We start from the raw sequence: 12,232 nt of genomic DNA, 5'->3' as shown, positions 1-12,232 counted from the left end.
TTATGATGAGAGTGATTAGAAGATTTTTCTGAAAAATGAACAAAAGAGCTTTCGGGATGAAGGGGAGTCTAAAATACATGGTATAATAAAATCATTTATTGTGATCGAATGGGAGGGGCTAGTTATGGATGCACTTGATGTAATGGGAAAAAAAGAAGAGATCATCCCTTACTTCCAGCCGATTGTTAGCGCTGATAAGCAGCAAATTATTGGATATGAAGTTCTTGGGAGAATTAAAACTGAAGAAGGAATAAAGAGCCTCGGCTTTTTCTTCCGCGATCAATCAATACCTGAAGAGTACATATTGGAAATCGATTCACATATTCGGGATTGTGCCATTGATATTTTTTTAGAGCGCGGGACGAGTCAGTGCCTGTTTTTTAATGCTAGCGCTAGACACTTACTGTTTGACCATGGTGAAACGTTGACGCATTCTCTGGAAGAATATTTTAATAAAGGCATTGCGTATGACCAAATTGTGATTGAAGTCTCGGATTATGATATTGGAGATGATGAGCTACAGAAGTTGCAGCATATTCTTACCTACTACAAAAGCATCGGCGTTCAGGTTGCCGTCAGTCATGCCGGGAACTCAATGAGCAATATTGAAAAAATCGCACTTCTGAACCCGAACATTATCAAGGTAGGATTAGTCAACTTAAAAGATAAAGGAATGCCTCCTGAGTATCGTGAAGTTCTCTATGCTTTGTCAATGCTAGGAAGAAAGATAGGCTCCACTTTATTGTTTGAAGGAATTGAAGGAATTGGCCAATTAAAATATGCCTGGGAGAATGGAGGAAGGTATTACCAGGGCTACTATCTTGGTAAGCCTACGGCAGAATTTCTTGATGTGAATCACTACAGAGAACTTCTAACAAAAGAATTTCAACATTTTATTGCTCATGAAAGAAAGCGTCTTCTTTCACTTTACGAACTTTCGCAAAATTTCAACCGTCATTTACAGCAACAAATCAAGCGATATAAGCAAAATGATTGGAATACGATTGTGGCCGAAGCCGCTCATTCTCTTGGAAATGCGTGTTTTAGAGGATATATTTGCGATGAAGATGGTCATCAAGTTTCAGCGAACTATTATCGAAATGGCGATGGGAATTGGGAGGTTCAACCTGAGTATGAAGGGGATAATTGGAGTTGGCGTCCGTATTTTCTTGAAAACATTGTAAGGATGAAACATGAACAGGTAGGAATCCTTTCTGATCTCTATAGCGATATCGAAACAAATGAACTCATACGTACGTATTCTTATCCTATAAATGAATCTTATTACTTATTTCTCGACATTCCTTATCTTTATCTCTACGAAAGAGATGATTATTAAACCGGGGCTTCCTTTAGGAATTGATGTTCCACGTGGTTAATCAGGTTAAGAATCGAATGAAATGGCGCGATGAAGGGTAGAAGTAAAAGAGTGATACGAGGAGGGATACTATGCTTAAACGAATTTCTGTGAAAACAAGTCAGCGAGATGAAATGATTGATATTACGAGGGAGATAAGAAGCGCCATTCACGAAGCGAACATCAAGCAGGGGGGTGTGATGGTTTATTCTGCTCATACAACTGCTGGGATTACCATCAATGAAAATGCGGATCCTGATGTAAAACACGATATGCTAATGAGGTTGGATGAAGTCTATCCATGGGAGCATCCTAAGTACCGCCACGCTGAAGGGAATTCTGCTTCTCACCTGAAGACAAGTACAGTTGGAGCTTCCCAAATGCTCATCATTGAAGAAGGAGATTTGATTCTTGGCACTTGGCAGGGAATTTATTTCTGTGAATTTGATGGTCCACGGAACCGTACTGTTTACATTAAAACGATGGAGGGATAATCATGATCCGAGTTCTATTCGTATGTCTGGGGAACATTTGCCGTTCACCTATGGCAGAAGCTGTTCTCCGGTCGAAAGTAGCGAAAGCTGGATTAGCTAATCAAATTGAAATTGACTCAGCAGGTACGGGCGACTGGCACGTTGGTGAGCCTCCACACGAAGGTACAGCGGACATTCTTTCGAAACAAAATATCTCAACAGAAGGTATGAAAGCCCGGCAAGTAAAGGAATCTGATCTGATGCACTATCATTATGTCGTGGCGATGGACGCTGGTAATCTTGGAGAACTTCACGAAATGGCAGGAGTCAAACCGACCACCTCACTGTCTAGGTTAATGGATTATGTGAGTGAAAGTGAAATAGAAGACGTTCCAGATCCTTATTTTGATGGTAACTTTAAAGAAGTTTATGAAATGGTAGACGTTGGTTGTGAAAAGTTATTAGAACATATAAGAAATGAAGAAGGTATATGAAAAACATCGAGGAAGCAATTAAAAAAAGCGGTGACTTCACCACGATCGTGAAGGTAGAACGCGTATCAGGTGGATCAATAAATGAAGCTTTCTATGTTCAAACAAAAGAGCGAGAGTACTTTGCTAAAAGTAATCCATCAGCACCAGAAGATTTTTTCCGTGCTGAGAAAGAAGGTTTGGAACTGCTTTCAAGTCATGAAATATCAGTTCCTAAACCACTCTTGCTGCTTCCAAAAGGGGAAAATGGAATGGTCTTCCTCATGGATTGGATTCGATCTATACCCTCAAGTAAGGAGGGGGATCGAGCACTCGGTAGCTTAGTTGCTGGGATGCATCGGAAAAAAGTTCAGTCTGCCGGTTTAGAACAAGATAATTATATTGGCGAATTAAATCAAAAGAATGATCCATCGACTGACTGGGTGTCTTTTTTTAGAGATCAGCGACTTGGAACATTGCAGGAGCTGGCTCGAACTAAAAGAAAACTTTCTGTCGAACGTGACCATCGCTTAACCGTTCTGCGAGAACGTCTTGATACAATCATTGGGCATAATCCTGATTTTTCCCTCTTGCATGGTGATCTTTGGGGAGGTAATTGGCTCATGAGCGATAAAGGAGACCCTTATCTCATCGATCCGGCCGTTTATTATGGAGATCGAGAGATCGATATTGCTTTTACATATCTGTTTGGCGGGTACTCGAAGGAATTCTATGAGCAATATCAAGCTGACTTACCGTTAGAGAAGGAGTTCACGGATCGAATTCCCATCTATCAATTATATTATTTACTTGTTCATCTGATCTTATTTGGGGAAAGCTATGGAAGCGCAGTGGATCGCATACTGCAAAAGTATACGTTTTAGCTGCGTTGGTTTCGGAGTGATCGATTAAGGGAAATAAATGTCATCTTAATCTAACGAGGAGGAATTAAAATGAGTCAGACATATTCAGGCGGTAGTCAAAATAAACTGTTTAAGGCAGTCCTTATTGGTGGACTGGCAGGTGCCCTTATTTCACTTCTAGATCGAGGAACAAGGGAATCCATTCAGAATGGGTCAAAAAAAGCAGGGAGTATTTTACGAGATGTAAAAAATAATCCTTCTTACTATACGGATAAATGGAAGCAAACCGTGGATGATGCTAGCGAGCTTATGAAGGAAGTACAGGATGATATTTCAACTTTGTCAGAGAAGTTTAACGGACTGAAAGAAAGTTCAGTGGAAGCATTTAATCTTGTGAAAGAAACGCAACATGATCTTAAAGAAATAGGCTCGAGAGTAGTTGAAGCTGGTGAAGAGCTAACTAGTAACAACGGCGATACAATGACACATTAATCGAGCCGCAGGAGGGTAAAGAGTGGACGCATCGCTAGGGCAATTTTCAAAGCAGCTTTTTTCAAGAATAAAAGAACATCAGGTGACTGATTTATCAGCACAACTTGCTTATTATTTCTTGTTATCGCTGTTTCCTTTTCTTATATTCGCGATTACCCTCCTGACTCATTTTGATTTCTCGCAGGACCAAATTCTTGAGTTAATCGCGCAATATGCTCCGTCAGAATCATTTGTCACAATACAAGAAAATATTATTCTGGAAGATGGTGCGCGTAAAGGACTCCTATCATTCGGGGTTATTGCGACAATTTGGTCTGCTTCCAATGCGATTAATGCTATTATCAAATCCCTTAACCGTGCTTATAACGTGCAAGAAAGCCGGCATTTTTTACTGGCAAGAGGGTTATCCGTTCTTTTGTCATTAGCGATGATTTTTGTTATTGTCGTTGCATTAGTTTTACCAGTCTTCGGTGAAACGCTGTGGCGCTTTTTCGTTACATTCTTTGAATTGCCTGAGTCGCTAAGCTTCATGTTTGGGATCATTCGTTGGATTTTAAGTCTTTCCATTATGATTGTGGTGTTTATGTTTATTTATTACTACGCCCCAAATAAACGATTAAATTATAAAGACGTGCTCGTTGGGTCCATTTTTGCTTCCGTATTATGGCAGCTTGTTTCCCTAGCTTTTTCCTATTATATCAATAATTTTAGTAACTACTCAGCAACGTATGGAAGCCTAGGAGGCGTAATCGCACTAATGCTCTGGTTTTACCTTACTGGTCTTGTCATTATTATTGGTGGTGAAGTAAATGCTACTTCAAATTATTTTAGAAAAAAAGCCCAATAGCGACGGCAGCTATCGGGCTTTTTTTATTTTAATAAACGCAGTCCGTTTAGTATGACTAAGATCGTACTTCCTTCATGGCCAAGAACCCCTAAAGGAAGAGTTAAGAACTGAAAAAAGTTTGAAGCAATCAGAATAAGAATAACGGAAATAGAGAATATAACATTTTGCTTTACGATTTTGTTTAACCGATTTGAAAGCGTTACAGCTCTTGTCAGTTTGCCTAAATCATTCTTCATAAGAACGACATCTGCTGTTTCAAGTGCGACATCGGTGCCTTGACCCATTGCAATTCCAACATCAGAAACGGCAAGTGCTGGTGCATCGTTGATGCCATCTCCAATCATGCCAACCGTTTGATATTTCTTTTTTAATTCTTTCATTCGGGTTACTTTATCTTCTGGAAGACAATTGGCGTAATAAGTACGGATACCAACTTCTTCAGCAATGGCTCTTGCCGTCTGTTCACTGTCTCCAGTCAACATAATTGGTTCAATTCCTCGCTTTTTCAGTGCTTTCACCATCATTGCTGATTCACTTCGAACTTTATCTTTTAGAGCAATCATTCCAGCAATTCCGTGGTTGTCTGCAGCAAGTACGATGGTTTTTCCACTTAATTGCAGTTGACGATAGTTTTCTTGGAATAAATCAAACCCATCCTCTTCAGAAAAGAACGCTAATTTACCCACTTTCCATTTAACTCCATCAATTGTAGCTTCTACACCCCAGCCAGAATGGTCCATCATATCTTCCGGTTCTAGAAAAGTCACGTCGTCAGCGTGATCAACAATGGCTTTCGCAAGTGGATGTGTTGATTGTCGTTCGATTGACGCGACGATGTTCATAAACGTCTTTTCACTAATATCTGAACGAATATCAACATCAGTTACAACGGGAGAACCCTCTGTTAGTGTTCCTGTCTTATCAAGCGCGACTGCTTTCATTGAACCAAGCTGTTCAAGATGCACGCCACCCTTAAAGAGAATACCGTTTCGTGCCCCAGCGGAAATAGCAGAGAGTGTGGCTGGCATAATCGAAGCAACTAAAGCACATGGAGAAGCTACAACGAGAAAGACCATGGCGCGATAAATCGTTTCATCCCATGTCCAGCTGAATATAAAGTGAGGAAGGACCATCAGAAGTGCGCCAACTGCTAAAACAATCTTAACGTACCAACCTTCTAACTTTTCAATAAAAAGCTGTGATGGTGCCTTTTGTTCTTGTGCTTCTTGAACAAGTGCAATGATTTTTTGAAAAACGGTGTCTTCGCTACGTTTGGTCATCTTAATCGTTAAATGTCCCGATATATTTAACGTTCCAGCAAATACCTCTTCGTCAATTCGTTTAATAACAGGAATCGACTCGCCTGTAATAGCCGATTGATCAAGAGAGGTTTGACCTTTAATAATGACGCCATCAGCAGGTACTCTCTCTCCTGGCTTAATTAAGATAACATCATCAATTGAAAGCGATGATGCTCTGACGATGTGTTCCTCTCCGTTAGAAAGTATCGTTGCCGTTTCTGGCTGTATTTCCATAAGAGACTGAAGCTCATGTTCACTTTTATTGAGTGTGTATGTTTCGAGCGCTCCGCTGAGTGCGAAAATAAAGATTAGAATAGCACCCTCTGTCCAGTACCCTATACTTCCTGCCCCAATAGCTGCAATAATCATAAGAAGCTCAACATTCACATCTTTTTCAGCAATAGAGTCCTCGATTCCCTCTTTCGCTTTGGCGAAGCCACCAATAACAAATGCTGTGATATAAAGCATTGCTTCAATAGTAGGAGAATAGGTGCCTTCTGTGATCCAAGTAAATGCAATCATGATTCCACTTAACAAGGCAGCTCCAAGCTCACCGTGTTTTTTTATCGCATTCCACAAAAAAGAAGTATGTGAGGGATAGGTATCTGAACGTAAATTTACTTGTTCCATTATCATTCCTCCTTTTGCTAATTGAGAATAATAGTCATCATCATTCCCCTTATAAACGTGTAATGCTGTGACCAATGGTAAGGTCACAGCAATATAAATGCCTGCAAATAAGTCATTTAAAATGGTTATTGAGAATGAATTTCAACAGATTAGAATAATTATTATGTTTTAATGATTTTATTCTATCATATACTTCGCTTTTTGACTATATTAAAACTCACAAATAGGCAGATTGATTTTACGTTTGAAAATGGGAAAAGTGAGGGAATTGAAATGGTAACAAAGAAATCATAAAAAAATGACGAGGAGGATACCCATGTTATTAAAAGAAAAGCTAGAAAATTTAAAACATGCCCATGTTCAAAAGCCAGATAAAGTGTTGACTTTGTATTTAAATACGGACCGTCGTGATGCCGACCGACAAAACGGCGAATGGAAAATCCAGTTAAAAAATGGCTTTCGAAACTTTGAAGATTACTTAAAACAAAGCGATAATAAAGAAGAGCTAGAAAAATATGAGAAAGTAAAAGGGAAAATTCAAGAAGAACTTGATCGCATTGAGAATGATTTGAAACGTGGACTTATCATTATTGCTTCTTCCGATGATCAAATATGGCTTGTGGAGCGTACGCAGGTACCAGTTGAAACGAATTTATACTGGGAAGAAGAGCCACAGCTTGAAGCATTAGAAAAGCTAAAAAGTGACTATCCGAACACAGGAATTATTCTCGTTCACCATGATTATGTACGTATTCTAGAAACAGAGCTTGGTTTCTTAACAAAAAGTGAAGAGTACGCCTGGGATCCAGATGAAGACAACTGGAGAATTTATGAGGGAACAACGGGAAATGAGAATATTTCTGGAAATGGGAGTACTGCACAGCGGGAGCTTTATGAAGATCGGATAAAAGCAAATCGTGAACGCTGGTATAAATCAATGGCGGCAAAGCTTGATAAAAAAGCAAAAAATCGCCAGTGGGAAAAAATTTATGTAGCTGGTGAAAAAGAAGAGGCTAATGAGTTAAATGAACTAATGAACAAGCAGTCAATCGTCGTCGGAAAAAATTATGCCGATAAACGAGACGACGAAGTCATTGAGTCGCTTGTATCTTAACCATAAAAGCACCCATTTGGGTGCTTTTGTTTATTCAGCTTGTTTTGGTTGCTTTGACAGTAAAGACTTTCGGAATGCCTCGATCATGAAGTTTGATATTTGGTTCCTCGGTTACTTGTTTAATAATGAGCTCCTCATCAGCTATACTTGTTAAAATCTCCCCAAGTGTCCACTTTCGCTGCAGAACCACGCTGTCTTCCTTATCATTCGTGAGGTGCTTTTCAAAAGCAACCACAGTTTTGTGAATGGTAGGATCAAAATAATTACCATCTACTTTGTGCTTCTTTCCTTTAGATGTAATAAGCTTTGTAGAAATCGGATGAAAGTCCTGAAGTACAAAGGTGCCGCCGTTTTTTAGGAGGCGAGATACTACTCTAAACAATGGGTGAAGATCAAGGAAATAATGTAATATTCCTAGCTCCATTACGATGACATCAAATTCTCCATCGTGATCATGATCCATCTTTAAGATATCCGCTACAATATAGGTGAGATCAATGCCACAATGGCTGGCTATTTCCTTAGCGTACCGTTCATTTTCATACGAAAAATCAATCACTGTTACATTGGCACCCAGAAGACTCATTGCTGTTGCTTTCATACCATGTGAACCCATGAGGTTGGCTACTTTCTTTCCATGCAAGGAAGGGAGATATGGCAACAATGATTTAATCCGCGAAGAAGGATTGTCTATAAGCTTTGTTGCTGCTTCTTCTGGAGTACCGAATCGATTTAATAAAGCCTCATAGGTTTGTTGATTCCATGATTTTTTATTTTGCTCTGTTACCCTTTGCTGAACGTTATAAAGATGATCGTCAATAGTCGCTCGCCATTCTGGAATTTGTTGATAGTAGTATAGAGAAAGGCAAGGAACTTTCTGTTCTCTTAGAGCAACGTTGACTAAATAAGGGTTTGTTCGAATGACTGTATTATATGTACATTCTATACGAACGGATGTATCAGCAATAGAATAGACAGCATAAGACATTTCGGAATTGTGTTCTGGGATTGCCGTTTCGTATGTTTGATTGAATTCATGAATGACGGACTCAAATGCGTCCCATTGAACCGAAACGGCTATACAATGAGGTGCTTCTACTGCACCTTGAAGCCAAAGAGCTGTTTCATTTATATAAAAATAAGGAATGTTATAGTTGTTCAGGTCTGAAGAAAGTTGCAATAAGACATTTTCTTTGGAGCTTGACATTCTTTCACCTCAATTTTGTTACATGATCATATTTTGTATAGAATACTATAGCATATAGACAGCCCATAAGGCATCTGAAGAATAGGGAGAGACAGAGATTATGCAGACTCAGAATGAAGGTGTGTCAACGCAAAAGTGGGTGAGGAGAGGTGGATCCTTCGCGTTAGGTGTCTACTTACTTGCGCTTTTTTATGCGACATTGTTTATTTACAATTACTATCCGTATGGGAAGTCGGTTAACCTTGTCCTATTTGATAGTATTAAGCTCATGTGGGAAAGCGGGAGTTATTGGCTAATCTTAAAGAATATTATTGGAAATATTTTATTGTTTATGCCACTTGGGTTTTTGATGCCATGTGTGAGTAGAAAGGGTAGATCAGTACTTATCATTGGACTTATTGGTTTTTCGACAAGTACTGTGATTGAATTACTTCAGTACTTTGTCGCTCACCGCATTTTTGATATAGATGATATTCTATTAAATGCCCTTGGAGCAATGGTAGGCTATGGCGCATTTCGAATCGTCCTCGTCACTTACCAAAAAATAAAAAAGAGAAAATAAAAGAGGCAGCGAAAAGCTGCCTCTATCTTACTTTAATCTTCTTTTTTTGCTTTATCAAGAAGTTTTGTAATGCGTTTCGTAAGCATTTTACGTCCTTCTCCACCTGCCTGGAAATGGCGTAGCTTACCTTCTGAATCAAATACGTAGTAGGCAGGAACATACTGATTATCAAACGCATCTGTTAGTTTGTGATCGCTATCGACGAAGATTGGTTGGCTAATATCATGCTCATCTGCAACCTTTTTGATTTCATCAAGATCTAGATCCTTTTCAGAACGCGGCATGTGAACAGCAACGACGTTCATGTCCTCACTATACTCGTCCCTAAATTCATTTACCATTGGCATGGCTTCTTTACATAAGCCACAGCTAATTGACCAGAAATGAATAAGAGTAAGTGGTTTATTGCCAACAAGATCACTTTTCTTAACTTCTCCGTTAAACCATTCTTTCGCGCCTTCTAATTCGGGCATTTCTTCACGTAGTTTCATTTAGTATCGACTCCTTTAATCGGAATTAATTATAATCATTATCAGATAATCACAGTTATTATTATAGTACATATCCATCATAAGTCAATGAAAAGGGTTCATTCTATATAGTATTAAAATGGCTATAAAACGTTTCTTTACTCATGAAGTAGAATATTCTCTAATTGGTTCAGGATTTTTATGAACAGCGGTTGCTATGAATAAGGTTAGCAACATACCGCTAATCGCATAAAAAATACTTCCTTTCGCAAACCAATCAATAAAGACGCCGCCAAGATAGGGACCGAGTATACTGCCAATTCCAAAGAAAATGCCAGCTAGAATGTTTCCTGTCGGTAGAAGGCTATTTGGGAGGAGGTCTGCTAAGTAGGTGATACTTAAGGAAAAAAGCGATCCAACCATCATACCTGCTAGGAAAAATAGAGTAAAAAGTAACGGGATGGAAGTGGTAAAGATGGCACCTGAAAAACAAACCGATCCAATCAAAATACTAATAAGTAGGATGTTTTTACGTCCAAACTTATCACTCATGATTCCAAGTGGCATTTGAAAAATAAGACTGCCTACGACAAACGCAGGAAGCAGAATCGAAACTGCTTTGACGTCTAGACCTGCTCGAAGCGCATAAACAGGAAAATTCCCATGAAGAGATGCTTCGAGGAAGCCGTAACCAAAAGAAGGTAAAAGGGCGACCCAACCGATTTTTAAAACGTGAGCATATTTTGAGAGCACCCGCTCAGAACCATGCGCTAAGGGATCCGGAAACTCATTTTTAATTTTTGAGAGCAACAGCCAGGTAACACAAGCGATTCCGGAAGCTAGTAAGAACGGAAGAAACAAGGAATACTCAACAAGAATTGTGGAGAGTGGTCCAGCGGCAAAGCCAAGTCCAAAAGCAGATCCATAAATGGCAATGTTCCGTCCCCGCTTTTCTTTAGGCGTTGTTGTTGTAATCCAGAGCTGAGTTGCAAAATGAAGAAGGTTATCCCCAATTCCTACAATTACCCTTAAGATAAACCAGAACCAGAATGCCTGCCAGATTGGAATCAACGTAATGGAAACCATTACGAGGAAAAGTCCGACGGCAATGGCCGGTTTGTATCCGTATTTTCGAACGGGCTTCTCGATAAATGGAGAGGCAAACAATATACCAATATAGAGAGCAGAAGCATTTAATCCATTCATACTTGACGAAACCCCTGCTTTCTCTAAAAGTATGGATAATAATGGGAGTAACATTCCTTGAGAATAGCCTGAAATAAAGACAATCGAAATAAGAACAAGGAAACGATAGCGTTTTGATTCAAACAAATTGTTCACACTCCATCTGGCCAAAAAAGGGAATTCTTATCAGTGCCATTATAATAGAATGGGAAGAAAAGGGCTACCGTTCGCAATTTTCTCCTTCCTGATTTAAAATAAGAGCAACGTCTACTTACGAGGAGTGAGCATGTTGGAATTTAACATGAAAAAAGAAGAAACAGGTTTTACTGCTGATTTTGAATATGGAACACTTCACATATCTGGAGATGAACAGTTCGGCTTTCGCCCTTACCAGCTGCTTGTTTCGTCTGTAGCAGTTTGTAGTGGTGGTGTGCTTCGACAGATTCTTGATAAAAAGCGAATGAAATATGACGATATTAAAATAAAAGCCGATGTGACACGTAATCAAGAAGAAGCCAATCGTGTAGAAAAAATTCACCTCCACTTTACGTTATTCGGTGACCTAGATGAACAGAAAGTAGAAAGAGCGCTTGAATTAACCAAGAAACACTGTTCTATGGCCCAATCCGTTATTGGCAGCATAGACTTAGAAGAATCCTTTGATATTGTAGCCCAATAAAAAACGAAAGAAGGGATACGGCCGTATCCCTTCTTTCGTTTTTTTTGTATATGACCTATAGTTCTAGTGTCTCGGGAGTGTTTTCTCCTTCGTTCATGAGGCGAATCGTATCGGGTTTGATTGTAAGAACGATGTAGTTAGGATCTTCAGGTGAATCAAACCATTGCTTAAGTTGATCTCCCCATAGTTTTTCCTTTGTTTCTTTGGAGTCATCGATTGTAACCTGACCCTGTACTTCTACGAAACGATCATGCCATCCTTCGCCATCATAACCAAGTAGAACATGAACATTTTTATTCTGTTCAATATCTTCCACTTTGTGTGTTTCCTTACTTGTTGGTGTCATTAATGTTAGCTCATCATGAAAGAAAGTCATAAAACGTGAATGAGGTTTGTTATCCTTCACTGTGCTTAACGTACCTACATAGTGAGAGTCGAAAATACTTAAAACTTTATTTTTTATTTCTGTTTGAGACATTGCCATTACAAATTCTCCTTTCGAATTTAACTCTAATCTTAATCTTCCTCTATTTTCAAATTCTAAAACGCCTGAATATGCCATTATTTCCTACAAAAGATTTC

Annotated in this window: 14 protein-coding genes; 9 read left to right on the top strand and 5 right to left on the bottom strand. The window is 39.1% G+C overall.

Going from position 1 to position 12,232, the window contains the following annotated elements; genetic code table 11:
• Positions 1-124: 124 nt before the first annotated feature.
• The 6 genes from LC090_RS19535 (at position 125) to LC090_RS19510 (ending at position 4,502) form a co-directional block, all read left to right on the top strand.
• Positions 125-1,339 carry an EAL domain-containing protein gene (locus tag LC090_RS19535; protein ID WP_226659779.1) on the top strand — a complete coding sequence of 405 codons (1,215 nt, stop codon included), beginning with the start codon at positions 125-127 and terminating at the stop codon, positions 1,337-1,339.
• A gap of 110 nt (positions 1,340-1,449) precedes the next feature.
• Positions 1,450-1,851 (top strand): secondary thiamine-phosphate synthase enzyme YjbQ, encoded by a 402-nt coding sequence (locus tag LC090_RS19530; RefSeq protein ID WP_226659778.1) that lies wholly within the window; start codon positions 1,450-1,452, stop codon positions 1,849-1,851.
• A 2-nt stretch (positions 1,852-1,853) separates the two neighbouring features.
• Entirely contained in the window at positions 1,854-2,324 is a 471-nt protein-coding gene (locus tag LC090_RS19525; RefSeq protein ID WP_226659776.1) for a low molecular weight protein-tyrosine-phosphatase, read from the top strand.
• On the top strand, positions 2,321-3,184 hold the full coding sequence (locus LC090_RS19520) for a fructosamine kinase family protein (protein WP_226659774.1): 864 nt from the start codon (positions 2,321-2,323) through the stop codon (positions 3,182-3,184). The genes LC090_RS19525 and LC090_RS19520 overlap by 4 nt, the downstream gene beginning before the upstream one ends.
• A gap of 69 nt (positions 3,185-3,253) precedes the next feature.
• Positions 3,254-3,655, top strand: a complete 402-nt coding sequence (locus tag LC090_RS19515; RefSeq protein ID WP_226659773.1) for a YtxH domain-containing protein — start codon at positions 3,254-3,256, stop codon at positions 3,653-3,655.
• Positions 3,656-3,677: 22 nt separating this feature from the next.
• A complete protein-coding gene (locus LC090_RS19510) occupies positions 3,678-4,502 on the top strand; it encodes a YihY/virulence factor BrkB family protein (protein ID WP_226659772.1) in 825 nt (274 codons plus the stop codon).
• 23 nt (positions 4,503-4,525) lie between these two features.
• On the opposite strand, the gene LC090_RS19505 is transcribed toward LC090_RS19510, so the two are convergent.
• A complete protein-coding gene (locus LC090_RS19505; protein ID WP_226659770.1) occupies positions 4,526-6,439 on the bottom strand; it encodes a heavy metal translocating P-type ATPase in 1,914 nt (637 codons plus the stop codon).
• A 310-nt stretch (positions 6,440-6,749) separates the two neighbouring features.
• On the opposite strand from LC090_RS19505, the gene LC090_RS19500 reads away from it, so the two are divergent.
• Positions 6,750-7,547, top strand: a complete 798-nt coding sequence (locus LC090_RS19500) for a VLRF1 family aeRF1-type release factor (RefSeq protein WP_226659768.1) — start codon at positions 6,750-6,752, stop codon at positions 7,545-7,547.
• 34 nt (positions 7,548-7,581) lie between these two features.
• Here the strand turns inward: LC090_RS19500 and LC090_RS19495 are convergent, their stop codons facing one another.
• On the bottom strand, positions 7,582-8,754 hold the full coding sequence (locus LC090_RS19495) for a class I SAM-dependent methyltransferase (RefSeq protein ID WP_226659766.1): 1,173 nt from the start codon (positions 8,752-8,754) through the stop codon (positions 7,582-7,584).
• A 100-nt stretch (positions 8,755-8,854) separates the two neighbouring features.
• On the opposite strand from LC090_RS19495, the gene LC090_RS19490 reads away from it, so the two are divergent.
• Positions 8,855-9,316 (top strand): VanZ family protein, encoded by a 462-nt coding sequence (locus tag LC090_RS19490; protein WP_226659764.1) that lies wholly within the window; start codon positions 8,855-8,857, stop codon positions 9,314-9,316.
• Between the two features lie 32 nt (positions 9,317-9,348).
• Here LC090_RS19490 and LC090_RS19485 read toward each other — a convergent pair whose 3' ends face one another.
• Both LC090_RS19485 and LC090_RS19480 read right to left on the bottom strand, forming a co-directional pair.
• Complete coding sequence (locus LC090_RS19485; protein WP_224598958.1) at positions 9,349-9,807, bottom strand: TlpA disulfide reductase family protein; 459 nt, start codon at positions 9,805-9,807, stop codon at positions 9,349-9,351.
• A gap of 141 nt (positions 9,808-9,948) precedes the next feature.
• Entirely contained in the window at positions 9,949-11,118 is a 1,170-nt protein-coding gene (locus LC090_RS19480) for an MFS transporter (protein ID WP_226659763.1), read from the bottom strand.
• Positions 11,119-11,260: 142 nt separating this feature from the next.
• Between LC090_RS19480 and LC090_RS19475 the strand changes: the two genes are divergently transcribed.
• Positions 11,261-11,650, top strand: a complete 390-nt coding sequence (locus LC090_RS19475) for an OsmC family protein (protein ID WP_226659965.1) — start codon at positions 11,261-11,263, stop codon at positions 11,648-11,650.
• Between the two features lie 55 nt (positions 11,651-11,705).
• Here LC090_RS19475 and LC090_RS19470 read toward each other — a convergent pair whose 3' ends face one another.
• Entirely contained in the window at positions 11,706-12,128 is a 423-nt protein-coding gene (locus LC090_RS19470) for a pyridoxamine 5'-phosphate oxidase family protein (RefSeq protein ID WP_226659964.1), read from the bottom strand.
• Between the last annotated feature and the right edge of the window lie 104 nt (positions 12,129-12,232).

It is taken from the genome of Guptibacillus hwajinpoensis (assembly GCF_020524165.1).
Taxonomy (GTDB): Bacteria; Bacillota; Bacilli; order Bacillales; family Guptibacillaceae; genus Guptibacillus; species Guptibacillus hwajinpoensis_D.
The sequence above is the reverse complement of the archived record's forward strand: the minus strand, read 5'-3'. Positions and strand labels throughout refer to the sequence as shown.